This window comes from Mycobacterium sp. SMC-16, from assembly GCF_046250085.1.
Classification (GTDB): Bacteria; Actinomycetota; Actinomycetes; order Mycobacteriales; family Mycobacteriaceae; genus Mycobacterium; species Mycobacterium phocaicum.
On record NZ_CP176427.1, the window covers coordinates 4,781,949 to 4,807,897 of the forward strand.

General features: G+C 67.7%; 24 protein-coding genes, 3 tRNA genes and 1 pseudogene. 12 read left to right on the forward strand and 16 right to left on the reverse strand.

The annotated features are described in order from the left end of the window. Nucleotides 1-11: 11 nt before the first annotated feature. From ACJEIK_RS23215 to ACJEIK_RS23230, 4 genes are read left to right on the forward strand one after another with little or no spacing between them, the layout of a single operon-like run. Nucleotides 12-1,538 (forward strand): NAD(P)/FAD-dependent oxidoreductase, encoded by a 1,527-nt coding sequence (locus ACJEIK_RS23215; RefSeq protein ID WP_135356846.1) that lies wholly within the window; start codon nt 12-14, stop codon nt 1,536-1,538. Further along, nucleotides 1,535-3,064 carry an NAD(P)/FAD-dependent oxidoreductase gene (locus ACJEIK_RS23220; RefSeq protein ID WP_135356845.1) on the forward strand — a complete coding sequence of 510 codons (1,530 nt, stop codon included), beginning with the start codon at nt 1,535-1,537 and terminating at the stop codon, nt 3,062-3,064. Before ACJEIK_RS23215 ends, ACJEIK_RS23220 begins: the two co-directional genes overlap by 4 nt. Beyond that, a complete protein-coding gene (locus tag ACJEIK_RS23225) occupies nt 3,061-4,089 on the forward strand; it encodes an alpha/beta hydrolase (protein ID WP_135356844.1) in 1,029 nt (342 codons plus the stop codon). The genes ACJEIK_RS23220 and ACJEIK_RS23225 overlap by 4 nt, the downstream gene beginning before the upstream one ends. A gap of 47 nt (nt 4,090-4,136) precedes the next feature. After that, nucleotides 4,137-4,418: a hypothetical protein gene (locus ACJEIK_RS23230; RefSeq protein WP_135356843.1), complete on the forward strand. Its 282-nt coding sequence runs from the start codon at nt 4,137-4,139 to the stop codon at nt 4,416-4,418. Nucleotides 4,419-4,478: 60 nt separating this feature from the next. Here the strand turns inward: ACJEIK_RS23230 and rplA are convergent, their stop codons facing one another. The 12 genes from rplA to ACJEIK_RS23290 all read right to left on the reverse strand — a co-directional run bounded on the left by rplA (nt 4,479) and on the right by ACJEIK_RS23290 (nt 10,695). Then, nucleotides 4,479-5,189, reverse strand: a complete 711-nt coding sequence (gene rplA, locus ACJEIK_RS23235; protein WP_061001845.1) for a 50S ribosomal protein L1 — start codon at nt 5,187-5,189, stop codon at nt 4,479-4,481. A gap of 91 nt (nt 5,190-5,280) precedes the next feature. Further along, nucleotides 5,281-5,712 (reverse strand): 50S ribosomal protein L11, encoded by a 432-nt coding sequence (rplK, locus tag ACJEIK_RS23240; protein WP_043401604.1) that lies wholly within the window; start codon nt 5,710-5,712, stop codon nt 5,281-5,283. A 71-nt stretch (nt 5,713-5,783) separates the two neighbouring features. Further along, the gene (nusG, locus tag ACJEIK_RS23245; RefSeq protein ID WP_409431747.1) at nt 5,784-6,527 is read right to left on the reverse strand and encodes a transcription termination/antitermination protein NusG; all 744 of its coding nucleotides are present in this window, start codon (nt 6,525-6,527) and stop codon (nt 5,784-5,786) included. 136 nt (nt 6,528-6,663) lie between these two features. Beyond that, entirely contained in the window at nt 6,664-7,128 is a 465-nt protein-coding gene (gene secE / locus ACJEIK_RS23250) for a preprotein translocase subunit SecE (protein WP_135356841.1), read from the reverse strand. A 63-nt stretch (nt 7,129-7,191) separates the two neighbouring features. Further along, nucleotides 7,192-7,264 (reverse strand) — tRNA-Trp (locus ACJEIK_RS23255). Between the two features lie 144 nt (nt 7,265-7,408). After that, on the reverse strand, nt 7,409-7,921 hold the full coding sequence (hadC, locus tag ACJEIK_RS23260; protein ID WP_135356840.1) for a (3R)-hydroxyacyl-ACP dehydratase subunit HadC: 513 nt from the start codon (nt 7,919-7,921) through the stop codon (nt 7,409-7,411). A 3-nt stretch (nt 7,922-7,924) separates the two neighbouring features. Next, nucleotides 7,925-8,353: a (3R)-hydroxyacyl-ACP dehydratase subunit HadB gene (gene hadB, locus ACJEIK_RS23265; protein WP_061001834.1), complete on the reverse strand. Its 429-nt coding sequence runs from the start codon at nt 8,351-8,353 to the stop codon at nt 7,925-7,927. Then, nucleotides 8,340-8,819: a (3R)-hydroxyacyl-ACP dehydratase subunit HadA gene (gene hadA / locus ACJEIK_RS23270; RefSeq protein ID WP_135356839.1), complete on the reverse strand. Its 480-nt coding sequence runs from the start codon at nt 8,817-8,819 to the stop codon at nt 8,340-8,342. The genes hadB and hadA overlap by 14 nt, the downstream gene beginning before the upstream one ends. A 9-nt stretch (nt 8,820-8,828) precedes the next feature. Beyond that, nucleotides 8,829-8,996 carry a 50S ribosomal protein L33 gene (gene rpmG / locus ACJEIK_RS23275; RefSeq protein WP_003881823.1) on the reverse strand — a complete coding sequence of 56 codons (168 nt, stop codon included), beginning with the start codon at nt 8,994-8,996 and terminating at the stop codon, nt 8,829-8,831. A gap of 35 nt (nt 8,997-9,031) precedes the next feature. Then, nucleotides 9,032-9,108 (reverse strand) — tRNA-Met (locus tag ACJEIK_RS23280). Nucleotides 9,109-9,175: 67 nt separating this feature from the next. After that, nucleotides 9,176-9,248 (reverse strand) — tRNA-Thr (locus tag ACJEIK_RS23285). Nucleotides 9,249-9,855: 607 nt separating this feature from the next. Further along, a complete protein-coding gene (locus ACJEIK_RS23290) occupies nt 9,856-10,695 on the reverse strand; it encodes a hypothetical protein (protein WP_073694567.1) in 840 nt (279 codons plus the stop codon). A gap of 487 nt (nt 10,696-11,182) precedes the next feature. Here ACJEIK_RS23290 and ACJEIK_RS23295 point away from each other — a divergent pair, with 487 nt between their 5' ends. From ACJEIK_RS23295 to recD, 6 genes are all read left to right on the forward strand, one after another. Continuing rightward, nucleotides 11,183-11,896 (forward strand): MBL fold metallo-hydrolase, encoded by a 714-nt coding sequence (locus tag ACJEIK_RS23295; protein WP_138250519.1) that lies wholly within the window; start codon nt 11,183-11,185, stop codon nt 11,894-11,896. A gap of 101 nt (nt 11,897-11,997) precedes the next feature. Continuing rightward, nucleotides 11,998-12,834, forward strand: a complete 837-nt coding sequence (locus tag ACJEIK_RS23300; RefSeq protein ID WP_133425361.1) for a hypothetical protein — start codon at nt 11,998-12,000, stop codon at nt 12,832-12,834. 75 nt (nt 12,835-12,909) lie between these two features. Further along, on the forward strand, nt 12,910-13,608 hold the full coding sequence (locus ACJEIK_RS23305) for a crotonase/enoyl-CoA hydratase family protein (protein WP_133425362.1): 699 nt from the start codon (nt 12,910-12,912) through the stop codon (nt 13,606-13,608). 47 nt (nt 13,609-13,655) lie between these two features. Next, nucleotides 13,656-16,946 carry an exodeoxyribonuclease V subunit gamma gene (gene recC / locus ACJEIK_RS23310; protein ID WP_133425363.1) on the forward strand — a complete coding sequence of 1,097 codons (3,291 nt, stop codon included), beginning with the start codon at nt 13,656-13,658 and terminating at the stop codon, nt 16,944-16,946. Continuing rightward, nucleotides 16,946-20,251, forward strand: a complete 3,306-nt coding sequence (locus tag ACJEIK_RS23315; RefSeq protein ID WP_409430353.1) for a UvrD-helicase domain-containing protein — start codon at nt 16,946-16,948, stop codon at nt 20,249-20,251. The genes recC and ACJEIK_RS23315 overlap by 1 nt, the downstream gene beginning before the upstream one ends. 41 nt (nt 20,252-20,292) lie before the next feature. Continuing rightward, nucleotides 20,293-21,999 carry an exodeoxyribonuclease V subunit alpha gene (recD, locus tag ACJEIK_RS23320; RefSeq protein ID WP_409431748.1) on the forward strand — a complete coding sequence of 569 codons (1,707 nt, stop codon included), beginning with the start codon at nt 20,293-20,295 and terminating at the stop codon, nt 21,997-21,999. A gap of 12 nt (nt 22,000-22,011) precedes the next feature. Here recD and ACJEIK_RS23325 read toward each other — a convergent pair whose 3' ends face one another. Beyond that, the gene (locus ACJEIK_RS23325) at nt 22,012-22,482 is read right to left on the reverse strand and encodes a carboxymuconolactone decarboxylase family protein (RefSeq protein WP_133425366.1); all 471 of its coding nucleotides are present in this window, start codon (nt 22,480-22,482) and stop codon (nt 22,012-22,014) included. Between the two features lie 83 nt (nt 22,483-22,565). Here ACJEIK_RS23325 and ACJEIK_RS23330 point away from each other — a divergent pair. Together ACJEIK_RS23330 and ACJEIK_RS23335 are read left to right on the forward strand one after the other, a co-directional pair. Beyond that, a pseudogene (locus ACJEIK_RS23330) lies at nt 22,566-23,531 on the forward strand (pirin family protein); the annotation flags it as partial. Nucleotides 23,532-23,549: 18 nt separating this feature from the next. Next, a complete protein-coding gene (locus tag ACJEIK_RS23335; RefSeq protein WP_225433725.1) occupies nt 23,550-23,879 on the forward strand; it encodes a GNAT family N-acetyltransferase in 330 nt (109 codons plus the stop codon). A 12-nt stretch (nt 23,880-23,891) separates the two neighbouring features. Here ACJEIK_RS23335 and usfY read toward each other — a convergent pair whose 3' ends face one another. From usfY to ACJEIK_RS23350, 3 genes are all read right to left on the reverse strand, one after another. Further along, a complete protein-coding gene (gene usfY / locus ACJEIK_RS23340; RefSeq protein WP_306308001.1) occupies nt 23,892-24,173 on the reverse strand; it encodes a protein UsfY in 282 nt (93 codons plus the stop codon). Between the two features lie 110 nt (nt 24,174-24,283). Then, nucleotides 24,284-25,600, reverse strand: a complete 1,317-nt coding sequence (locus tag ACJEIK_RS23345; RefSeq protein ID WP_409430354.1) for an Ig-like domain-containing protein — start codon at nt 25,598-25,600, stop codon at nt 24,284-24,286. 58 nt (nt 25,601-25,658) lie between these two features. Beyond that, entirely contained in the window at nt 25,659-25,889 is a 231-nt protein-coding gene (locus tag ACJEIK_RS23350) for a hypothetical protein (RefSeq protein WP_409430355.1), read from the reverse strand. Nucleotides 25,890-25,949 lie beyond the last annotated feature (60 nt).

Below are 25,949 nucleotides of genomic sequence, written 5' to 3' on the forward strand. Positions count from 1 at the left end.
GAGATATGACAATGACATCCAGCGAGACCCCCGAATTCGAGGTCGTCGTCATCGGTGCGGGCTTCGGCGGCATCAACGCCGGCGTCCGGCTCCGGCAGGCCGGCATCGAGAACTTCGTCATCCTCGACAAATGGGACAAGGTCGGCGGGACGTGGAACGCCAACCACTACCCCGGCGTCGCCGTCGACATTCCGTCGTTCATCTATCAGTTCAGCTATCACCAAAAGGGCTACTGGTCGCGGCTTTTCGCACCGGGCCACGAAATTCAGGCGTATGCCGAGGAGGTCGTGGACGCCCACGGGCTGCGGCCCAAGCTGCGCCTGAACACCACGGTCACCGGCTGCCGGTTCGACGAGGCGAACGACATCTGGCACGTCAGTACCGACGCCGGCGAGGTGACGGCCCGGTTCATCATCGCGGGCATCGGCGGCCTGGAGGTGCCGAACCTCCCGGATATCGCGGGCATCGACAGCTTCGGCGGGACGGTGCTGCACACGGCCGCCTGGGATCACAGCGTCGATCTGCGCGGTAGGCGGGTCGGCGTGATCGGCACGGGCGCCAGTGCGTTGCAACTGATTCCGGAGGTCGCCAAAGTCGCCTCCCACCTCACGGTGTTCCAGCGCACCCCGATCTGGGTCGCGCCCAAGCCGGATTGGAACACCGGGCCGGTCACCAAGGCCGTACTGGGCACCCCGATACTGCGCGCGCCGTTGCGCGCGATCGGCATGGTGGGTGTCGAGGTCGGTGTCGGCGCCGGCATGCTGCACGGGCGGCGCATGAAGCCGCTCATCCGCGGTGCGGAAGCCGCGCTGAAGCTCTGGATGCGTACGCAGGTCAAGGATCCGGTGACGCGGGAGAAGCTCACGCCGAGGTACCTACTGGGCTGTAAGCGGCCGTCGATGCACAACGAGTACTTCAAGACCTACAACCTGCCGCACGTCGATCTGGTGACCGACCCCATCGAAAAGGTCATCCCCGACGCGGTGGTGACCGAGGGCGGCGCGGCGCACGACATCGATGTGTTGTTGTGCGCCAACGGATTCAAGGTCATGGCCAAGGGCAGTACGCCGCCGTTCCCGACCCTGGGCCGCGACGGCGTCGATCTCAACGAGTTCTGGGAAGCCAACCGCTATCAGGCGTATCAGGGCGTCTCGGCGCCGAAGTTCCCCAACGCCTTCCTTGTCATCGGGCCGTACGCCTATGCGCCGGGCTCGTATCTGGTGTTGATCGAGTCGACCGGGGACCACGCCGTGCGCGTGATCACCGAGGCGCGGCAGCGTGGCGCCACCCGTGTGGAGGTCAAGCAGGAGCCGCACGACCGCTTCTTCGCGGACATGCAGAAGCGCGTGGCGGGGACTCCGCTGATGACCTCGGCGTGCGGCGGCTCCAACACCTACTACCTCAATCATCACGGCGACGCCGCGGCGTTCCGCCCGACCACGGTTCTGGAGATGCGTTGGGCGAAAAAGCATTTCCCGCTGTCGGACTACCGGTTCACCCGCAACACGGTGCACGTGCCCGAGGGCGTGAGCGCATGAGTACAACGCCACAATTCGAGGTTGCCGTCATCGGCGCCGGGCCCGGCGGGATCGCCGCGGGGGTCAAGCTCCGCAAGGCCGGCATCGACGACTTCGTCATCCTCGAACGCGCCGACGATGTCGGCGGCAGCTGGCACGAGAACCACTACCCCGGTCTCGGCGTGGACATCCCGACCATCGCGTATCAGTACTCGTTCGCCCGCAACGCGAACTGGGATCGTTTCTTCGCCAAAGGCGCGGAGGTCAAGCAGTACCACGTCGATGTCGCCCGAAAATACGGTTTGTACGACCGTATCCGGTTCAACACCGACATCGAGCGGGAGGAGTGGGACGACACCGGCAGTTTCTGGAAGCTGCACGCCGCCGACGGCTCCGTCGTCACGGCGCGGTTCCTGATCAGCGCGGTGGGCGCGTTCGTCCGGCCCAAGGAGGACATCGGGATTGCCGGTGCGAAATCGTTCAAAGGCAAGGTGCAGCGGCCGACGGATTGGGACCACGACTACGACATGGCCGGCAAGGCCGTCGGCATCATCGGCACGGGAGCCAGTGCGGTGCAGATCATTCCGGCGATCGCACCGGAGGTCGGCCATCTGACGGTGTTCCAGCGCACCCCGGTCTGGTCCATTCCGAAACCCGACTTCCGCGTACCCGCAGCGATGAAGAAGCTGCTGGCGATCCCCGGTGTGCAGGCCACGATCCACGGCGGCGTCCTGGTCGTGGTCGACCTGGTTCTCCGTGGGGCACTGCGGACCTCGCATGCGACGCTCGACCGAGCCGACGCGCTCTGCATCCGCGGCTACCGCAGATTCGTCGCCAAGACGGTGCACGACCCGGAGACCAGCGCGAAGCTGACGCCGAACTTCGGTCTGCTCGCCAAACGGCCGACGATGTCCAACGGATACCTGCAGGCCTACAACCGCGCCAACGTATCGCTGGTGACCGATCCCATCGAGAAGATCACGCCGACCGGCGTCCGGACCCGCGACGGAATTCTCCACAAGCTGGACGTGCTGATCCTGGCCACCGGTTACGAGGTGTTCTCCGACCCGGAGACGTATCGCCCGGGAACCGTCATGGGCCGAGGTGGTTTCGACCTCGCCAAGTTCTACAACAAGGAAGGGCTGCAGGCGTACGAGAGCGTCTCAGTGCCCGGGTTACCCAACCGGTGGACACTGTGCGGCCCGTACTCGTGGACCGGGTCAGGCTGGCACGCGTTCGTGGAAATGACTGCAGACCATGCCATTCGCGCGATCAGCGAGACCCACCGCCGCGCGGCGCAGGTCTGCGAAATCCGCCGCGAAGCCGCCGACGCCTACCACCGCACGACCTACCAACGTGCCGACCTGTTGCGCTATTACCTCGCTGACCTCAACGGGCATGTGCCAACCTACTACCGCAATTCGCAGGGCGACACCACGTACATCCGTCCCTCCGGATTTTTCGAAGCGAGCCGCGGCAACCGCAAGTTCCCGCTCGACGACTACCGCTACGACATCGCGGCCACGACCGAGGAAGTTCGGGTATGAGCGCAATCGACTGCGTCACCATCGAATTGCCCAGCCGAGCGAGCATGGCGCTACGGATCGCCGATGCGTTGGGCCGCAGAACAATTCGACCTGCGCTCGACGCGATTGCGATGTTGGGTTACCGCGGCCCACTGCGCGGCACTCCCGCGTTCCGCATCGCCAACCTCGCGGAGCTCGTCACCGTCCCGCTGCGGGCACCGCGCGGCACCCGCCGCCGCGCGCTGCGCTTCGCCGACTTCCGCGCGGAATGGCTGTGGCACAAGACAATCGCCGGACCCGACGAGGTCACCGGCGGTGCGATCCTCTACTTCCACGGCGGTGGTTTTGTGGCTGGTGGGCTGCACAGTCATCGCCGGATCGCGGGCCGCATCACCCGCGCCGCGGGCATCCCGCTGCTCAACGTCGACTACCGGCAGCTGCCGGCAGCCCACATCACGGACACCGTCGCCGACGCGCTCCACGCCTACGAGTACCTGCTCGGGCTGGGCTTCGCACCCGACAAGATCGTGTTCGCCGGCGATTCCGCGGGCGGCGGTTTGACCTTCGCCGCTGCGCTGGCCGCACGTGAGCGCGGACTGCCGATGCCCGGCGGCATCGGTGCCATCGCACCGTGGGCCGATCTCGACCCGGCCCGCAGGCTGGCCCACGCCAACGATCGGACGGACGCCGTGCTGTCGGCCTTCACGCTCTCGGTCCCGGCGTTGATGGGTTTCGCTGCCGGCCGCAATCTGGATCCGCGGTGGTCGCCGGTGAATCACGACTTCACCGGGCTCCCACCGGTTTTCATCCAGGTCGGCTCGACCGAGGTCCTCCTGGCCGACGCCGAACAACTGGCCCGGTGCTGCCGTGATGCGGCAGTGCCCTGCACCGTGCAGATCTGGGATCGCGCATTGCACGTCTTCCACGCCGGGGCCGACATCCTTCCCGATGCCCGGGCCGCGATAGCCGACATGGGGCGCGCCCTCTGCGCGTTTGTCGACGCCGCTGCCGCGCCGCTGCCGACCGACCACAGCACGGCGGCATGACCGTGGCGATACCCGCTCCGCAACCGACTGAACAGAACGGAATCTCCATGCCCCAACCGGTCTTTCGCCAACGCATCACCGCCTGGATGCAACAGCGCCCGGCCCCGCTTCCCCGGCTCTGGCACGGAGTGGACCGCATCCACTTCACCACGGATGCGGTGATCGGGCTGATCGAGAAGGCGCACATAGGAGTTCGGGATCAGATCGTGTTACGGGCGGCCGCCAGAGTCGGTGTGCCGCCGTCGGCCATCGACACCTTCCGCCGACGGCACACGCAGTTCTTCGGGCGCGTGTACCGCGGACTGCACACCATCCACTGGTACGTCTAAGACAACGAACCCCCGTACGACCGGAGTCGTACGGGGGTCCGTTGTCAGAGCTGTTGTGGCTCAGGCCTCTTCGGTGAAGTTCCGGGTGACGGCCGGGTCGACCGGGATGCCCGGGCCGGTGGTCGTCGAGACGGTGACCTTCTTCAGGTAACGGCCCTTCGACGACGACGGCTTGGCGCGCAGCACCTCGTCCAGCGCGGCACCGTAGTTCTCGGCCAGCTTGACCTCGTCGAACGAGGCCTTGCCGATGATCAGGTGCAGGTTGGCCTGCTTGTCGACGCGGAAGTTGATCTTGCCGCCCTTGATGTCGGACACGGCCTTGGCCACGTCCGGAGTGACCGTGCCGGTCTTCGGGTTCGGCATCAGACCACGCGGGCCGAGGACGCGGGCGATCTTACCGACCTTGGCCATCTGGTCCGGCGTCGCGATCGCGGCGTCGAAGTCGGTCCACCCACCCTGGATACGCTCGATCAGGTCATCGCTACCGACGGCATCGGCGCCGGCGGCCACAGCGGCCTCGGCTTTCTCACCAACCGCGAACACCACTACGCGGGCGGTCTTACCGGTGCCGTGCGGCAGGTTGACGGTGCCACGCACCATCTGGTCTGCCTTACGAGGATCGACACCCAGCCGGATCGCAACCTCGACGGTCGCATCCTGCTTCTTCGAGGACGTCTCCTTGGCCAGCTTGACGGCCTGGAGCGGGGTGTACAGGTTGTCGCGGTCTACCTTCTCGGCAGCTTCGCGGTATGCCTTGCTGTTCTTGCTCATTCAAATCTCCAGTTCAGAGGTTGTGGTTAGCGAGCCGAAGCGGGCTCTTCCACGTGTTGCTTAAGGTCGACTATTCGACTTGTGGGTCGAACTATTCGACGGTGATACCCATCGAGCGCGCGGTGCCGGCGATGATCTTGGCGGCGGCGTCGATGTCGTTCGCGTTGAGGTCTTCCTTCTTGGTCTCGGCGATTTCGCGGACCTGGTCCCAGCTGATCTTGGCGACCTTGGTCTTGTGCGGCTCGGCCGAACCCTTCTGGATGCCCGCAGCCTTGAGCAGCAGCCGGGCGGCCGGCGGGGTCTTCAGGACGAACGTGAACGTGCGGTCCTCGTAGACGCTGATCTCGACGGGGATGACGTTTCCGCGCTGGCTTTCTGTCGCGGCGTTGTACGCCTTGCAGAACTCCATGATGTTGACGCCGTGCTGGCCGAGCGCCGGACCCACGGGCGGGGCGGGGTTGGCCGCGCCGGCCTGGATCTGAAGCTTGATCAGCCCGACGACCTTCTTCTTCTTCGGGGCCATTGGTGTGGTGTTCCTTTCTAGGTAGTCGCGGCGCGACTACGTTCCTGCTAACCGGGAGCCGAGGCTCGCGATTAAATCTTGCTGACCTGCGTGAAGGTCAATTCGACCGGTGTCTCGCGTCCGAAGATGGACACCAGCACCTTGAGCTTCTGCTGCTCGGCGTTGACCTCGCTGATCGACGCGGGCAGCGTGGCGAACGGGCCGTCCATGACGGTGACGGACTCGCCGACCTCGAAGTCGACCAGAATTTCCGGACGCGCCAGGGTGGCTTCGCTGTCGGCGCCCGACGCGGCGGCGGCCGCCGTCGCCTTGGCGGGCTTCTTCGCGGCGCCCTGCGGCAGCAGGAACTTCACGACGTCGTCGAGCGACAGCGCCGACGGCTTCGAGGTCGCACCGACGAACCCGGTGACCCCCGGGGTGTTGCGCACGGCGCCCCACGACTCGTCGTTCAGGTCCATGCGCACCAGGATGTAGCCCGGCAGCACCTTGCGGTTGACCTGCTTGCGCTGGCCGTTCTTGATCTCGGTGACTTCTTCGGTCGGCACCTCGACCTGGAAGATGTAGTCGCCGACATCCAGGTTCTGCACGCGGGTCTCGAGGTTGGCCTTCACCTTGTTCTCGTAACCGGCGTACGAGTGGATGACGTACCACTCGCCTGCCTGACGACGCAGCTGCTTCTTCAGCGCGACCGCGGGATCCTCGTCCTCGGGCTCCTCGGCGGCGGCTTCCACCGTCTCGTCGACGACCACGTCAGTCGCCTCGGGCGCTTCTTCAGCGTCGGCCGAGTCGGTGTCCAGGGTGTCGTCAGCGTCCACGGTCTCGTCCGAGGTCTCCACCGACTCGACTGCCTCGGCGGTCACGTCGGACTCGTCCGAAGGTGTCTCGCCATCGAAAGTCACGGTAGTCAGTCCTCTCTTACGTTCTTGAGCTCGTCCCGGCGGGCGCTCGGCGTCAGCCGAACACCCACATGACGAGCTTGGCGAGACCGAGGTCGACCCCACCGATCAGCGCCACCATGAAGACCAGGAACACGAGTACGACGGTCGTGTAGCCGATCATCTGCTTGCGGTTCGGCCAGATGACCTTGCGCAGCTCGGCGACGACCTGCTTGAGGTAGTTCCAGACAAACACGAACGGGTTCCGCGTGGGGCCCGTCTTCTTGGACTTTTCAGCCTTCTTCGGCTTGGACTTCTTGCCAGCGTCGGCCGTGCTGTCGTCGGAGTCGGAGTCGGTGTCGCCGGTGTCGACGTCCGATTCGGACTCGTCGACCTCGACGGCCCGCCGGGCCCGCTTTCCGGTCGGACGCGCGGGGCGCGTCACAACTGCGGTCTGGCCCTGCGACTCGCTTTCGCCCGCGTCGGTGCCCGCATCAGTACCGGCGCCTGCGGAGCCGGCACTATCGCGCTCGTCGCTCACCGCATGCCTTTCGTCTGTTCCAGGTGGTCACATTTCCAGTGTCCACATCGGTATTCAGTTGAGCAGGGGCGACAGGACTTGAACCTGCAACCTGCGGTTTTGGAGACCGCTGCTCTGCCAATTGAGCTACGCCCCTTCAGTACCGACCAGGTCGGTACATCTGGTTGGGTCCTCACACAATTCGCGCGCTCCCCGATCGGTCGATGTGTAACCGACGGACAGCGCGCTTGAAAGGGTGGATCCCCGAGGACCGAGTGTACATCGGCCCCAGTCTGAGTTACTAATCCGCTCCGGCAGCCGAGCGCAGGACCTGACCGGTCTCGCGGTCGTAGCGCACCGACACCGAGTTGTCGCCCTCGTGGCCCATCAGAGTGGTGAAGGCCTCCATGATGAGTCCACCGTCGTCGTCGGTGAGCGTGTTGCGGGTCTGCACGATGTCGGCACCGAACCGATGCTCGATGGAGATGATCTCGACGGTCGCGTGCAGCCGGTCACCGACCTTGATCGGGCGGTGGTAAACGAATTTCTGGTCGACCTGGATGATCTGCATGGTCTCCATGCCGACATCGACGACGCGGAAGAAATCCTGCTGGACCAGCAGCGCGACGATCGCGACGAACGTCGGGCCGGCGATCAGGGTGTCGTGGCCCAACTCCGCTGCGGCGGCTTCGTCCATCGAGACCGGGTGGTCCGACTTGACGGCCTTGGCGTACTGCCGGACCTGCTCGCGCCCCACAGTGAATACCTGGGGGTACTTGTGGACCATGCCCAAGATGTCGGGATTCACCGGCATGGGCTACGCCAACTTCGCGGTCGCGACGGCGCGGCCGAAGATCTTCTTTCCACCGGTGGTGGCAGAAATGGCGATCGTCACCGACTTGGATTCCTCGTCCACCGACTTCACGCGGCCGCTGAAGACCAGCTCGGCACCGATGCCGTCGTTGGGAACCGGGACCACCGAGGTGAAGCGGACGTTGTACTCGGTCACGGCGGCCGGGTCACCGACCCAGTTGGTGATGAAACCGCCGCCGAGGCCCATGGTCAGCATGCCGTGCGCAATGGCGGTGTCCAGACCGACCTGCTTGGCGATCTCGTCGTCCCAGTGGATCGGGTTCAGGTCGCCGGAGACGCCGGCGTAGTTGACCAGGTCCTGCCGGGTCAGCTTGATGATCTTCTCGGGCAGCTCGTCGCCGACCTTGACCGAACTGAACTCACGAAGCGCCATCTGAGAATCCTCCCTGTCCGTCCTCATCAGCCGACCGACCAGCCAAGGTCGTGTAGGCCTCCTGCACAACCTCACCGCGATCGTTCGTGATGATGTTCTTGTTCACGACGATGTCGGTGCCGTGTGCCCGTCGGAACGAGTCGACGTACACGTCGCAGTACAGCGTGTCGCCGGCCTTGATGGGCTGCAGAAACTTCAGCGACTGATCCACATGGACGATCTGGGCGTCCGAGACGGAGATGCCGGCGGCGCCGAACATCGCGAGCTGCGCCTGGTAACCGAAGATGCTGATGAAAGTCAACGGTGCCAGCAGCGCGTCGTGGCCGAGCTCGGCCGCGGCCGACTCCGTGTGAAAGGACGCGTCGTCGTTCTGAACGGCGACCGCGTGCTCACGGATCTTCTCGCGCCCGACCTCATAGCTCTCGGGATGCCGGTAGTGGAAACCGACAATGTCCGCCAGACCCACGGCGAGTGGCTAACGCGACTCTTTGTGCGGCTGGTGCGTACCGCAGTTCGGGCAGAACTTCTTGATCTCAAGACGATCCGGGTCGTTGCGACGGTTCTTCTTGGTGATGTAGTTACGGTGCTTGCACACCTCGCAGGCCAAGGTGATCTTCGGCCGTACGTCGGTACTCGACGCCACGTCTCTGCCTCTTTCGCTTCGAATCTCTGTTGTGCTGGTAGCGGTGGGGAGGCTCGATCTCCCGACCTCACGATTATGAGTCGTGCGCTCTAACCAGCTGAGCTACACCGCCCCGACAGACACAGGCGGCGCAGCGGCGGATTTTTACTTCCGTCGCTCCGCTCGCCATATGTCCACCGAGCCCCCTAACGGAATCGAACCGTTGACCTTTTCCTTACCATGGAAACGCTCTGCCGACTGAGCTAAGGGGGCCTGACCCTCGGTTTCGGACTGCCGGTTACGACTGTCTACCCCGTGGGCCTTAAAGAGGTTACCGTCTCGCTGTTTCACCTGCCAAAACGGCAGCTCAATCCCGCTATTTCAGGCCACTCGACGGCTGCTGTCGGCTTGTTGTTCGTTTCGACGGCGGCTGTCGCCGCGGTGTCCGCATCGGCACCCGCGGCCCGATCGGGAGCCCGCGCCTCGGTATCCGCATCCGCACCCGCGGCCCGATCGGGAGCCCGCGCCTGGGTATCCGCATCGGCCCCAGCGGTCGGCGTTGTTTTGTCGCCCAGATCCGGTGCCGCAGGTGTCCCGGACTTCAATCATCGCTTTGTCTCGCACGTGGCGATTGACGTCAGGTACCGCTACGCCGCACCATCGATACCTCAGTGCAATGCGCTCACCCCAACCGGCAGGCTGATTGAAGCCAGTAGCCAGGCCTTCGACGCAACGTGAGTCGCCAAGATCGGGCAGTGGTCACCTGATACGCCTGGGTTGGGGGGCGGGACGATCATTGGTGTTCGTCTTGGTTGTCCCCAAAGGTCCTTGTCGGTTTTGAACTTGTAGAGCCACGGACCGTCGAGACCAGGCCACCGAACTACGCCGCCCGCCACCCACGGCGGTACAAAGCCGCCGCCACCCGGGCCAGGATGTCATTGTCGGTGTCTTCCTTGATGACCTTGACGACGATCCAATTTCTCGCTTCGAGCTTTGGCAGCACCTGCAGGTCGTATACATACTGCCCACGATCGGTCTGATGGTGCTTTCCCTCGTACTGCACCCCGATTCGCAGTTGCTTCCAACCCATGTCGAACTTGGTGATCAGCCGGTTGCCCTCGTAGACCGGGATTTGAGTGTCGGTCGGACGCATCCCCGCATCCGTGAGCAGTAGGCGCAGCCGCGACTCCCGGGGCGACTCGGCCCCGTCGTCGGCCAGCTCCAGTGCCACGCGCAGCTTTTCGACACCGCGCGCCCACGGATATCGTGCGGCGATCGGCTCAACATCGGGCACGCCGACACGACCCAACCACAGCAGTGCGTCGATCCGTGCGACGGCCGCATCGCGGTTGAGGTGCCGACCCAGATCGAAGATCGTTCGCGCCGGCGTGGTCAGCGGAATCCCGTCGTACGTCGTGACCTCATCCGCCGCGTATATCTCATTCCGCACGATCAAACCGCTCGGTGGGCGACCGTTCCGCCACAGCAACTCGATCGGGACATCGTCGTCGACGTATTTCGCCCAATGCAGCGCCGACGCCGCCACTCCTGCGATGACACCACGCCGGCCGGACCACAACCACGCACCGCGAGCGCGTTCCCGAATGGTCGGTTTGGGCGGGCCGTACACGTCCGGGAACATGCGCGTGTAGCGCCTCCGCAGGTCATTGCGCGTGACCATTCCCGCGGCGAGCGCCTCGCTGCCGATGATTACCCTCATGGCGCGATGTTGTCGGGAACCTCCGACGCCACCGCATCCAAACCCGTGCCGCTGAGCTCACCCTGTGGATGAATGCCGCACTGTGAATGAACGCCGCCCTGCGAAGTGGTCGCCCGACGCAAAAACGCCACCGCCCATCAACGCCGCCCAGCGGCATGCCTGCCCAGCGCAAAAATCCGTGGTTTCAATCAACCAGCGTCCTTACCAGTCCCGATTGACGTCAGGGACGCCCCGAGGCCGAAATACGTACATGGCTGCAATCTGCCTGCCATCCGCGCGGCGAGATTGAAGCCGCGCACTTCGACTCGGCCAAGCAACGCGGGCAGAGCCACGCGGGCCCAACGCGGACCGAGCCACGCGGACCCAACCCGCGTCACGCCCCGCGGCCCAACCCGCGTCACGCCCCGCGGCCCAACCCGCGTCACGCCCGTACCCCACCCCGTCCACACCCACATCACACGGCCGACCGCCCTCTTAAGCTGTCGGCATGCCTGATGACCGCCTGTATTTCCGCCAGTTGCTCGCCGGCCGCGACTTCGCGGCGACCGATCCGATCGCGGCGCAGATGCGCAACTTCGCCTACCTCATCGGCGACCGGGAGACCGGCGACTGCGTGGTGGTCGACCCGGCCTACGCCGCGGGTGATCTGGTCGACGTCCTCGAAGGCGACGGCATGCACCTGTCCGGCGTGCTCGTCACCCACCACCATCCCGACCATGTCGGCGGCTCGATGATGGGCTTCGAGCTCAAGGGCCTGGCCGAGCTGCTGGAGCGGGTCAGCGTGCCGGTGCACGTCAACGCCCACGAGGCGGACTGGGTATCGCGGGTCACCGGCATCGCACCGTCGGAGCTGACGTCCCACCAGCACGGCGACGTCGTGCAGGTCGGGTCCGTGCCGATCGAGCTGCTGCACACCCCGGGACACACCCCGGGCAGCCAGTGCTTCCTGCTCGACGGCCGGTTGGTGGCCGGCGACACGCTGTTCCTGGAGGGCTGCGGCCGCACCGATTTCCCGGGCGGCAACGTCGACGACATGTTCCGCAGCCTGCAGGCGCTGGCCGCATTGCCGGGCGACCCGACGGTCTTCCCCGGGCACTGGTATTCGGCCGAACCCAGCGCGCCGCTCGACGATGTGCGTCGCACCAACTACGTCTACCGGGCGCGCGACCTGGATCAGTGGCGCATGCTCATGGGCGGGTAGCGGCGCAGCTACCTTTTGCTCTCCGTTGTACAAGTCAACCAGCGAATATTAGTCTCAGTGTCGGATTAAACCGATCGGTGACTTGACGACTGGATGGCGCGGTGGACTGGATATCTCAACGCTGGGACGACCTGACGGGTCTGGGATCCGGCAGCTGGCTGGCCATCGCGGCGTGGGCCGCACTGGCGTTCGGCATCGTCGTACTGATCGCGGTGAACCGCCAGCTGTCCAAGAATCGCCAGCTCAAGCAGGATCAGGTCCGCCCGCAGGTGACCATGTTCATGGAGCCGCACGCGTCGGACTGGCACCTGATCGAGCTGGTGGTCCGCAACTTCGGGCAGACGGCGGCGCACAACATCTCGTTCGATTTCACCAATCATCCGACGGTCGCCATCTATGAGGATTCCGACCACGACGGCGAACTCGACGTCACCGAGCTGCGACTGCCCAGCGAACTATCGATCCTGGCTCCGGGTCAGGAGTGGCGAACCATCTGGGACTCGGCGATCAGCCGCGAGGAGCTGGGCGGGTCCATCCGCTCCCGGTTCGAGGGGACACTCACCTACTACGACATGCCCGCCCCGGCGGCCGGCAAGAAGTCCCGGTTCGGGCGCAAGCCCCGCGAGTTCGAGTCGAAGGCGGTGCTCGACTGGGCCGCGCTGCAGCCGGTGCAGCGGTTGGAGCTGATGACGACGCACGACCTCGCCAAGCGCGAGAAGCAGAAGCTCGAGCTGTTGCGCAGCGTGCTGACGTACTTCCACTACGCCTCCAAGGAGACGCAGCCCGACGTCTTCCGCGCCGAGATCGACCGGATGAACCGGGCGGTCCGGGAGACGCAGGACCGGTGGCGCAGCCGCGCCACCGACGAGACCACCGAACTGGAAATCCAGTGGTTCGACGACGGCCCGAAGGGCCGGCACCGCAACGCCGTCCACTGACAGGTCGGCACCGACGGCACGTCTAGCATCGGCTCACACCCGTTCCCGGCCCGGGAACCGACCGAGGGAGAACCGATGAGCACCGTCACCTACGCCGTGACCGATGCGGTTGCCACGATCACGCTCGACGACGGCAAGGTCAACGTCCTGAGCCCGACGATGCAGCAGAACATCCACGCCGCGCTGGATCAGGCCGAGCAGGCCGACGAGGTCAAGGCCGTCGTCATCGCCGGCAACAACCGGGTCTTGAGCGCCGGGTTCGACCTCGCGATCTTCGGCTCCGGAGACGCCGCGGCCGGGTTCGCCATGCTGCGCGGCGGCATCGAGCTGATGGACCGGGTCCTGCGTTTCCCCGTCCCCGTGGTGGTCGCCGCCACCGGACCGGCCGTCGCCGGTGGATCGTTCCTGCTGTGCTCGGGCGACCACCGCATCGGTTCCGAGAAGACCCGCTGCCAGGCCAACGAGGTGGCCATCGGCATGACGGTGCCGCAGTCCTGCATCGAAATCCTCCGGATGCGGCTGACCAATTCGGCCTTCCAGCGGGCGGTCGGCCTGGCCGCGACGTTCACCGGTGAAGAGGCGCGCGCCGGCGGCTGGCTCGACGAGGTCGTGGCGCCGGACGACGTGCTGAGCCGCGCCCAGGAGGTGGCCGCCGGATTCGCCGCGACGCTGCACACCCAGCACCACCTGGCCAGCAAGCTCAAGGCCCGCGCCGACGGACTGGCCGCGATCCAGGCCGGTATCGACGGCCTCGCCGCGGAGTTCGGCGGGTAACGCCACACATCGACAACGCTGTCGGTGCCCCGACCTAGGGTGGTCCGATGGCGCTACACCTGCACCGAGCCGAAGACACCGGCGCGCTGGCCGCCGGGCTGGGTGCGCTGCTCGCCGAACCGCTGGCCGACCCGTTCGCCGCCGAGTTGGTGCTGGTGTCCGCACGCGGGATGGAACGCTGGCTCAGCCAGCAGCTGTCCCACGTGCTCGGCACCGGCACGGCGCACGACGGCGTGTGCGCGGGCATCGAGTTCCGCTCCCCCACATCGCTTCTCGCCGAGATCACGGGCACTGTGGACGACAATCCGTGGGAGCCCGACGCCCTCGTGTGGCCGCTGCTGGAAGTGCTTGATGAGCTGGGCGCAGACACCCCCTGGGCGGGCACCCTCGCCACGCACCTCGGCTACACCGCGCTGGGCAACCCCGAGGAAACCCAGCTGCGGCAGGGCCGTCGCTACGCGGTGGCCCGGCGACTGGCCGGCCTGTTCGACACCTACGCCAAGGCCCGGCCGGCGATGCTCGCCGACTGGCTGGCGGGCGGGAGCTCCGACGGCGCGGGCGGCCGGCTGGACGACGACCTGCGCTGGCAACCGCACCTGTGGCGCGCGACGGCCGACCGTGTCGACGCCGACCCTCCGCCGGTTCGCCAAGCGAAAACCCTTGCCCGGCTGATCGATTCGCCATCGGAGCTGCCACCGCGACTGTCGCTGTTCGGGCACACCCGGTTGCCCGCGGCAGACCTCGAACTGCTCGGCGCCCTGGCGACCCACCACGATCTGCACCTGTGGCTGCCGCATCCCAGCGACCCGCTGTGGCAGGCGCTGGCCGACCTGCGCGGTCAGGAGCCCCGGCGCGTCGACACCAGCCGGCTGCGGGTGGGGCACCCGCTGCTGCAGACCCTCGGCCGCGATCTGCGGGAGCTGCAACGCGGCCTGCCCGCCGCGCAGACCGATCAGTTCCATCCCCGCACCGGATTCCCGGACACGCTGCTGGGCCGGCTGCAGTCCGACATCTCGGCCGACGAGGTACGGCCCGCCGGGCGGCAGCTCGCGAAGGCCGACCGGTCCGTGCAGATCCATCGCTGTCACGGCGCGGCCCGGCAGATCGATGTCCTGCGGGATGTGCTGCTGGGCCTGCTCGACGACGACGAGACACTGCAGCCGCGCGACATCCTGGTGATGTGCCCCGACATCGAAACCTACGCGCCACTGATCACCGCGGCGTTCGGCGCAGGTGAGCATGCCGACCTCGGCCATCCGGCCCAGAGCCTGCGGGTCCGGTTGGCGGACCGCGCGCTGACCCAGACCAATCCCCTGCTCGGGGTGCTGGCCGAACTGCTCGACATCGCCGACGGCCGCGCCACCGCCAGTGCGGTGCTGAGCCTGGCGCACAGCGAGCCGGTACGCCGGCGCTTCGCGTGGGGCGACGACGACCTGGTGGATCTCACCGAATGGGTTGGCGCGGCCGGTATCCGGTGGGGTTTCGACGCTGCGCACCGCACCGCGTACGCACTGCAGCGGTACCCGCAGAACACCTGGCAGTTCGGGGTCGACCGGCTGCTCGTCGGCACCGCGATGTCCGACGATTCGCAGGACTGGCTGGGCACCGCGCTGCCGCTCGACGACGTCGACTCGAACCGCGTGGAACTGGCCGGCCGGCTGGCGGAGTACGTGCAGCGGTTGTGCGGCGTCGTCGACCGGCTCGCCGGAGCGCAACCGCTGGAGAGCTGGGTCGAGGTGCTGCGCGAGGGCATCGCACAGCTCACGCGGGTCGGTCCCGACGAGCAGTGGCAGCAGGCGCAACTCGACCGCGAACTGGCGAAAGTGTTGGCGCACGCGGGCTCTCGGTCCGGCACGACACTGCGGCTGCCCGACGTGCGGTCCCTGCTGCAGCGGCAACTGGCCGGCCGTCCCACCCGCGCCAACTTCCGCACCGGCACGCTGACGGTGTGCACCATGGTCCCGATGCGCTCGGTGCCGCATCGCGTGGTGTGCCTGGTCGGCCTCGACGACGGGGTCTTTCCGCGCACCAACATCGCCGACGGCGACGACGTCCTGGCGCGTCGTCCGCTCACCGGCGAACGCGACATCCGTTCGGAGGACCGGCAGTTGCTGCTCGATGCCATCTGCTCGGCCACCGACACCCTGGTCATCACCTACACCGGCACCGACGAGCACTCCGGTGAGCACCGGCCCCCCGCGGTCCCGGTGCAGGAGTTGCTCGACGCGCTGGATCGGACCACGACCGAACCGGTCCGGGACCACATCGTGGCCGATCACCCGTTGCAGCCCTTCGATATTCGCACCGTCGCGCGCGACCGGCTGGTCCCCGACCGGCCGTTCACCTACGATCCGGCAGCGCTGCGCGGGGCCAGGGCCGTCCTCGGCGAGCGCCGGCCGAAGCCACGGCTGATCGACGGACCGCTGGACGAATCGCCCTGCGGTGACGTCGAACTCGCCGAACTGCTGAGGTTCTTCGCGAACCCGGTGAAGGGATTCTTCCGGGCGCTGGACTACACGCTGCCGTGGGACGCCGACGAATTGTCCGATGCCATCCCGGTCGCCATCGACGGACTCGGTAAGTGGGCGGTCGGGGAACGCATGCTGGACGACCTGAAGATCGGCCGGGATCCCGACTTCGTGATCGGCGCGGAGTGGCGGCGCGGCACACTGCCGCCGGGGCGGCTCGGCTGGCGTCAGGCCAACGAAATCCGTGGCGAGGCACTCGAACTGGCGACGGCCGCCCGGACGCTGCAGCGGGGCGAGGCCGGCGCGCTGGACATCGATGTCGAGCTGGGCGAAGGCCGCCGGCTCACCGGCACTGTCGCTCCGCTGTGGCAGGACCGCACCGTGACGGTCACCTATTCGAAGCTGGGCGCCAAGCACCGGCTGCAGGCCTGGGTCACCCTGGTGGCGCTGGCGGCGGGCGCACCGGGGCGCGAGTGGGAGGCATACTGCATCGGCCGCGGCCCACGCGGCGGCGTGCACGCCATGGGTTATCAGCCTCCGGAGCAACCGCTTTCGGTGTTGCGCGACCTGGTCGCGATCTACGACGCGGGCCGCTGTGAACCGCTGCCCCTGCCGTTGAAGACGTCGCTGGAATGGGCGCGAGCGCGGCAATTCGACGACCCGGTACCGGAGCGGGGTGCCGAGTCGGAGTGGCGGTTCGAGAAGGACGGCGCCGAGCACGTGGAGGTCTGGGGACCGGCCGCGCCGTTGCAGGTGCTGCTCGATCCACCGCGGCCCGACGAAGTCGCCGTCCGGGGCGAGACCACGCGCCTGGGGGCGTACGCGTCCCGGCTGTGGCAACCGCTGCTCGACGCGGAGCGGCGGATCTGATGGACGCGTTCGATCTGCTCGGCCCGCTGCCCGACCGCGCGACGACGACGGTTCTGGAGGCCAGCGCCGGCACCGGCAAGACCTACGCCCTCGCCGGTCTGGTGACGCGGTACGTCGCCGAGGGCGTGGCCACGCTGGACGAGATGCTGCTGATCACCTTCAGCCGGGCAGCCACCCGGGAGCTGCGCGAACGGGTACGGGCGCAGCTCGTGAAGACCGTTGCCGCGCTGGCTGATCCGTCCGAGGACGACGACGACCTGATCCGCCACCTGGCGGCCGCCGAGCCCGGCGAACTGGTGCAGCGCCGTGCCCGGCTACGCGATGCGCTGTCGGATTTCGACGCCGCGACCATCGCCACCACGCACGAGTTCTGCGGTCTGGTGCTGCGTTCCCTCGGCATCGCCGGCGACACCGACTCCGGCGCGCAACTGGTCGAGAGCCTCGACGACCTGGTGGGCGAGATCGTCTCCGACCTGTACCTGACGACCTACGGAGATCAGCGCGACGAGCCCGCGCTGAGCTTCAACGATGCGCTCGATCTGGCCAAACGTGTCGTCGGCGATCCCGGCGCGCAGTTGCGGCCCGAGACCGCCGATCCCGACAGCGTTGCGGCGCAACGCCTGTCGTTCGCGCGGGCGGTGCTCGAGGAACTCGAACGCCGCAAGCGCCGGCTGGGGGTGCTGAGCTTCGACGACCTGCTCAGCCGGCTCGCCACCGCGTTGGAGGAGCCCGACGCGCCGGCCCGCGACCGGATGCGGCGGCGCTGGCCGATCGTCATGGTCGACGAGTTCCAGGACACCGATCCCGTGCAGTGGCAGGTGATCTCGCGGGCCTTCGTCGGGCACAGCGCCGTCGTGCTGATCGGCGACCCCAAACAGGCCATCTACGCGTTCCGCGGCGGCGACATCGTCACCTACCTGGATGCCGCGCGCAGTGCCGACCAACGGCTGACCCTGGCCGAGAACTGGCGCAGCGACAAGGTTCTGGTGAACCGGCTGCAGACCGTGCTCAAGGGCGCGGCCCTCGGCGACGACGACATCGTCGTGCACCCCGTCGAGGCGCGTACCGACCGCCACCGGCTCACAGGAGCGCCACGCAACGACCCGTTCCGGCTGCGGGTCGTCGCGCGTACGGAGTTCGGGACGCCCCAGCGCCGCATGGTCCCGATCGGGACGTTGCGGCCCTACATCGCCAAGGATCTCGCCGCCGACATCTCCGTGCTGCTGGCCAGTGGCGCGCAGTTCGACGGCCGGCCGCTCACCGCCGGTGACATCGCGGTGATCGTCGACAGCGGCCTGGACGCCGTCCCGTGCCGGGATGCGTTGCTGGACTTGGGCATTCCGGTGGTGTACTCGGGCGACACCGACGTGTTCGCCTCGACCGCAGCGGCGGAGTGGCTGCGCCTGCTCGATGCCTTCGACACCCCCAACCGCAGTGGCGTGGTGCGGGCCGCCGCGACCACCATGTTCTTCGGTCACCGCGCGGCCGATCTGGCCGCCGGCGGCGACGAGCTGACCGACCAGATCACCACCACCATCCGGCAGTGGGCCGGCCTGGCCCGGGACCGTGGCATCGCGGCGGTGTTCGAGGCGGCGGTGTCGCTGGGCCTGCCCGAGCGGGTACTCGGACACCGCGGCGGCGAACGGCACATGACCGACCTCGCGCACGTCAGCCAACTCCTGCACGAAACCGCCCATCGCGAGCGTCATCACCTGCCAGCCCTGCGTGATTGGCTGCGCCGCCAGATCAAGGACCGCGCCGGCCCGGCCGAGCGCAACCGCCGGCTGGACAGCGACGCCGCGGCGGTGCAGATCATGACGGTGTGGCGCAGCAAGGGGCTGCAGTTCCCCGTCGTTTATCTGCCGTTCGGGTTCAACCGGTTCGTCAAGGCCGACACGGTATTGCGGTTCCACGACGCCGACGGTGCGCGGTGCCTTCACGTCGGTGGTGCCGGGGCCACCGACCGGGCCGCGGCGGAGCAGGCGGGCCTGGCCGAGACGGCCGGCGACAACGTCCGGCTGACCTATGTCGCGCTCACCCGGGCACAGTCACAGGTGGTGGCGTGGTGGGCGCCGTCGCGGGACGAGCAGAACGGTGGCCTGTCACGGCTGCTGCGGGGCCGCCGGCCCGGTGCCACCGCGGTACCGGACTGCGTTGTCCCGCAGACACTTTCCGACGACGACGCGATGGCGTGCTTCACCGCGTGGGAGCACGCGGGCGGTCCGGTGGTCGAGGCGGCCGAGCCCGTCGCACCGATGTCGCCGCCGGCGCCGGAGGCCCCCGCGGACCTGGACGTGCGGCATTTCCATCGCAGCATCGACACGCATTGGCGACGGACGTCGTACTCGGCGCTGGTGCGCGTCGTGCACGACGACGGGCAGGCGGTGAGCAGCGAACCGGACACCGCGCTGCGGGATGACGAATCCGCCGACGTCGTCCCCGAGGCGCCGCCTCCGCTGCCCGGCGACCTGCCGTCGCCCATGGCGCAGCTGCCCGCCGGCGCCGCGTTCGGCTCGCTGGTGCACGCCGTGCTCGAACGCGCCGACCCGCTGTCCCCGGATCTGACGGCCGAACTGGCGGCCCGGATCGACGAGCAGGCGGGGTTGTGGAACGTCGAGGTGCCGATCGGTGAGCTGGCGCCGGCCCTGGTGCCGATGCACGACACTCCGCTCGGCCCGTTGGCGCCGGGCCTGACGCTGCGACAGATCGGCTTGCGGGATCGGTTGCGGGAACTGGATTTCGAGATGCCGCTGGGCGGCGGCCAGGACCGGGCCGACGTCGCGCGGGACATCCGGCTCGGCGACGTCGGCGCGCTGGTGAGCGAGCTGCTGCCGGCGTCAGATCCGTTGTCGGTCTACGGCGCGCGGCTGCAGGCCGAACCGCTCGGGCACCAGCGGTTGCACGGCTATCTGTCGGGTTCCATCGACGCTGTGCTGCGGGTGCCGGACGAGGGCGGCCACAAGTATCTGGTGGTCGACTACAAGACGAACCGGCTGGGCGACTTCGGCACCGAGAACACCGCGGCGGACTATACGGCGCCCCGGCTCGCCGAAGCCATGATGCATTCCGACTACCCGCTGCAGGCGTTGCTGTATTCGGTTGTGCTGCACCGGTTCCTGCGGTGGCGGCTACCCGGCTACGCGCCCGCCCGGCATCTGGGCGGCGTGGCCTACCTGTTCGTGCGGGGCATGTGCGGCGCGGCGACTCCCCTGGTCGAGGGTCACCCGTGCGGGGTGTTCAGCTGGCAGCCCCCGGTCGAGCTGGTGAGTCGGCTGTCGGATCTCCTGGATGGGACGGCAGCATGACGGCACCGCTGGAGGCAACACCGGACCGGCTGCCCGACCCCATGGACTGGCGGCAGGTGCCCGCGGCCACCGGGCTGCTCGCGACGTTCAACGCCGCCGGCGTGCTGAATGCCGCCGATGTGCATGTGGCCCAGCGGTGTTGCGCGCTGGCCGAAGAGACGGGCGATGTCGTCGCCCTCGCCGTCGGGCTGGCGGTCCGGGCGCTGCGGGAAGGCTCGGTGTGCGTCGACCTCAGGACCGTCGCCGACGACATCGGCGGTGACCTGCCTTGGCCGGCGCCCGGCGATCTGGTCGCCGCCGTCGCGGCCAGTCCGTTGACGGGCAAGGCCATCCGGCTGGACCGCGAGCGGCTCCTGTACCTGGACCGCTACTGGCGCGAAGAACAGCAGGTTTGCACCGACCTGCTGGCGCTGTCGGCGCAGGCGTCGCATCCGGTCGCCGACGCCGAACTGGAACGACTTTTCCCGCCACCGGGTTTCGCCGAGCAGCGGGCCGCCGCACAGCTCGCGCTGACGCAGCCGGTGACGGTGCTGACCGGTGGGCCCGGCACGGGCAAGACGACGACCGTGGCCCGGCTACTCGCGCTGCTGGCGCAGGCCGCGCACCCGGGCCGGCTGCGGATCGCGCTCGCGGCGCCGACCGGAAAAGCCGCCGCCCGACTGCAGGAGGCCGTCTCGGCCGAGGTGGCCAAACTCGACAGCGCGGACCGGGAGCGGCTCAGCGGGCTACGCGCCGTCACGCTGCACCGGTTGCTCGGCGGGCGTCCCGACAGCGCCTCGCGGTTCAAGCACCACCGCGGCAACCGGTTGCCGCACGACGTCGTCGTCGTCGACGAGACCTCGATGGTGTCGCTGACACTCATGGCCCGGCTGCTCGAAGCCGTTCGGCCCGACACCCGGCTGCTGCTGGTCGGCGACCCCGACCAGTTGACCTCGGTGCAGGCAGGTGCCGTGCTGGCCGATCTGGTCGACGGCCTCACCGACCACCCGTCCATCAAGATCGCCGCGCTGCACACCACGCACCGCTTCGGGGCGGCGATCGGCGGGCTGGCCGAAGCGATCCGGTCCGGTGATGCGGACCAGGTGCTCACCCTCCTGCGGGCAGGCGATACGGCGATCGAGTTCATCGAGGATGCCGAACCGGCCGCGGCGCTCCGCCCGGCACTGGTGGGCCACGCCCTGAAGGTGCGGGCCTGCGCACTACTGGGCGCCGGGCCCGAGGGTCTCGCGGCCATGGACGAACACCGCCTGCTCTGCGCGCACCGCGACGGGCCGTACGGGGTGCGGCACTGGAATCGTCAGGTGGAGCGCTGGATCACCGACGAGACCGGGCAGGCCACGTGGTCGCCGTGGTACCCGGGCCGCCCGCTGCTGGTCACCGCCAACGACTACGCGCTGGGCATCTACAACGGCGACACCGGCCTGGTCTCCGCCGGACCCGACGGCGTGCAGGTGTACATCGCGGGTGCGACTGGGACGCAACGGTTCTCGCCGAGCCGGATCGCCGAAGTCGAGACCATGTACGCGCTGACCATCCACAAGAGCCAGGGCTCGCAGGCCGACGAGGTGACGGTGGTCCTGCCGCCCGCCGACTCCCGGCTCCTGACGCGCGAGCTGTTCTACACCGCGGTCACACGCGCGAAGCAGAAGGTGCGCATCGTCGGGTCGGCCGACGAGGTGCGGGCCGCGGTGCAGCGGCAGGCGCTACGCGCGTCGGGGCTGCGGGACCGGCTGCGGGCCGGCACCTAGGGCAGCCCGCGCCTAGGGTCGCACCGGGTGGCGGCTCAGGATCGACACCCGATTGAAGGCGTTGATCGCGGTGGCCACCCAGATCACGGCGGAAATCTCGTCGTCGTTCAGTACCGCTCGCGCCCTTGCGTATTCGCGTTCGGCGGTGTCGTGGTCGGGCAGCGTCGTGGTGATCTCGGCGAGCCGCAGCGCGGCCCGTTCCGGCTCGGAGAACAACTCGGTGTCCCGCCAGGCGCGCAACGTCGCCAGCTGCTTGTCGGTCACGCCGGCCTTCACCGCGCGACGGTGATGGATCTCCAGGCACGACGGGCAGCCGTTGATCAATGAGACACGGGTGTTGATCAGCTCCACCAGAGCCGGCGACAACCCGGCCTCGGCGGCGGTCTTGCTGACCGCGGTCGCGACCGCCACGAGTGTCCGGTAGGCATGGGGCGACTGCTTGTCGATGTGCACGTGCGCGGGGCCCGGTTCGGTGGTGTCCATTGCCTACTTTCAGGTTGTGGCCAGGACGGCGCGGGTATGGTCTGAGCGAACGCGACGATGGTACGCAGCCGGGAAGGCGAATCGTGAGCAATCTTGAGGCAGACCCCGTCGAATACGACTGTGCCGCCGGGCCTCCCAACCGAATCGAGATTCTGGAGCCGCGTGAGGTGCCGCTGGGTGGGCCGCGCGCCATGATGGTCCGTCGCACGTTGCCGCAGCGTGACCGCTCGCTGGTCGGCGCGTGGTGTTTCGCCGACCATTACGGCCCGGAAGACGTGCGCACCAAGGCCGGGATGGACGTCCCGCCGCACCCGCACACGGGTCTGCAGACGGTCAGCTGGTTGTTCAGCGGCGAGATCGAGCACCGTGATTCGCACGGCATCCATGAGATGGTGCGGCCCGGAGAGCTGAATCTGATGACGGCCGGGGCCGGCATCTGCCACTCCGAGGTGTCCACGCCGGCGACGACGATCCTGCACGGTGTCCAGTTGTGGGTCGCGCTGCCCGAGGCCGCCCGCCACGGTCCCCGCAACTTCGACCACTATGCGCCGCAGCCGGTTTCATTCGGTGACGCCACGGTGTCGGTGTTCCTGGGCGCGCTGGCCGGGCAGCAGTCACCGGTGCGCACGCACACACCGTTGCTCGGTGCGCAGGTCGATCTGCCCGCCGGTGCGACCGTCGAATTCGAGGTCGACCCCACCTTCGAGCACGCCGTACTGCTCGACCAGGGCGCGCTGACCGTCGCCGACACCGCGGTGCGACCGTACGAAATGGCTTATCAGGGCGTCGGATCCACGCGCCTGGCGGTCACCAACACCGGTACCGAACCGGCGCGCGCCGTCATCCTCGGGGGCACGCCCTTCACCGAAGAGCTGCTGATGTGGTGGAACTTCGTAGGGCGCACCCACGACGAGATCGTCGAATACCGCAATCAGTGGCAGGCCGAGTCCGCACAGTTCGGCGAAGTCATCGGCTACGAGGGCGAGCCGGCTCGGTTGCCCGCTCCCCCGCTACCGACCACCCGTCTGGTCCCGCGGAAACCACCCACCGGAGGAAAGGCCCGCGTGATGCTCACCGACAAGAACGGCGAACCCGTCGAGGTCACCCAGGAAGCCGACCGATTCAGCATCGCGGTCGACGGAAAGCCCGTGGGACTCACCGCTTTCATCGAACACGGTGAGCAGCGGGTTTTCTACCACACCGAGATCGATCCGGCGTTCGGCGGGCGCGGACTGGCCAGCGTCCTGATCGCTCAGGCCCTGGCGACGACGCGGCAGCAGGGCAAGCGCATCGTGGCGATCTGCCCGATGGTCAAGGCATACGTCGAGAAGCATCACGACTTCGACGACATCCTCGATCCGCGGACGCCGGAGATTCTGCGGCTGCTGCCGCGCTAGGCCGCCGGACGGTCAGCCTGCGTGCAGGCTCCGTTCGGGATGGTCGGCCAGCCAACGCTGTTCGACTCGCTTCACCCGCAGATGCTCGAACGTGATGACGAGAGCTCCCGCGGTGACCAGCGCGCCGGCGATCAGGCCGAGCGGTAGCTGAAGGTCCGCGCGGTGATACGCGGTTGCGAAGACGAAGCCGGCGATGGTGACGATGCCGAGTGCGATCAGGCCCAGGCCAGGCAGCCACAACGTGTCGATGAAGGATTCACCGGCATGTGGCTGGGTGGTTCGGGAATGATCCACCGGATCATGGTGTGCGCCCTTCATTCGCATCTCCCTCCTTGCCGAAGATGCCCTAAGGCTACGCCCGAATCCGGGCCATTGTGAGATAGTTCACACTTGCCCGAGGCTGACTAGCGCGGCGGCAGCGGCGCGGCGACGGGCGCGACGGGCAGTGCCGGCTGCGGCAGCGCGGAGCCGCGGACCCACTGGTCCCACGGCATGCTCCAGTCGCCGTTCTGGCTCAGCTTCTGGGGCTCACCGCCGGTGTATTTGATCTCGACGATGTCGCCGGGAACGGAGAAGTCGTAGAACCACTTGGCGTTCTCGCTGTTGAGGTTCAGGCAGCCGTGCGAGGTGTTCTGTTTGCCCTGCGCCCAGACGGTGGAGTTCAGCTGATGCAGGTAGATGCCGTCATGGCTGATCCGCGTCGCCCACGGGATGGTCTCCTTGTAGCCGAGGCGGCTACTGGTCGGCAATCCGAACGTCGACGAGTCCATGATCACCGGGTTGGCCTTGTCCATCACGGTGTAGATGCCGGGCGGCGTCCAGAACGAGATGACGGTGTTGCCGATCGTCTCGGTGCCGCCCATGCCCATCGAGGTCGGCATGGTGCGCACCAGCTGGCCGTTGTCGAAGACGCTGACCTGGTGGGTGTGGTCGTCGGCGACGGAGACGTGGGCATTGCCGATGCGGAACGAGACGCGCTCGTCCTGCTGGCCGTACGTATCCTCGCCGAGCCGGACGCCGTAGATCTTGGCCGCGACGGTGACCGTCGTGTTCGGCGCGTAGTACTTCTCCGGACGCCAGTGGGCGTTGGCGCCGTCGACCCAGTGCCACGAGCCGGGAACCGGCGGGTTGGTGGTGACGACGAGGTTGCGCTCGGCGGCGGCCTTGTCCTCGATCTTCTCGTCGAAGTGCGCGGTGACGACGACGCCGATGCCGTAGGTCCCGCCCTCCTGCAGCTGAGCGCCGGACACGGTGTTGAGGTACACCGCGGTCTGGTACGAGGGGCTGAGCGTGGTGAAGCTCGACGTCTGCCGCGACGGCATGCCCGAGGGGCCGCGCGCCTCGATGGTCATCGTGTACTTGCGGCCGTAGCCCAGCTGCTCGGCCGGCGTCCAGGTCTTGGCGTCGGGGGCGAGCGTCCCGGGAATCTCTTTTCCGGCGCTGTTGACCATCGACACGGCGGTGATGGTGCCGCTCGCCGCGGTGACGTTCACGGGTGCGGCGGGGCTGACGTCCTTGGCCCCACCGGCCGGCGTGACGCGTACGACGGCGGGCTCCGGCGCGGCCGGCTGCGAGACGGACAGGTCGCGCGATGCGGCGACGACCTTGCAACCTTCCTGGCAGCGCGACGTCGACGACACCACTGTCCCACCGAGCACGGCAAGGACGGCCAGCGCAGCGGCCAGCCAGGCGCCACGGACACGGCGGGATGAGGTCAACACAGCTCCAAAGTTCGGCGTCGGCCAGGGATTGTCGGATCGATGTACCCGAGGTACTGCATCAGGGTAAGCGGTCGGCCGGGCTCTTTGCACGTCGGATGGAGCTCGTCTCGATTTCACCACAGCGCCGCTTCGGCGTGTCGGCTGGCAAACGTTCGTCGATGTGTGATAGGCGCCGATTTGCGGCGATTTCACCGCCATCGGGCGGCGGCGCGCCGACCAGGTGATTCAGCCAAAGATGTTGGCTGGCAACAGGTTTGGACAGCACCGCCGCCCCGATGACCGAATGCATTCCAGCGCAAAGCAATTCACGACGCAGCGCGAGCTGCGTCGTGAATGGGGACGGACCGCG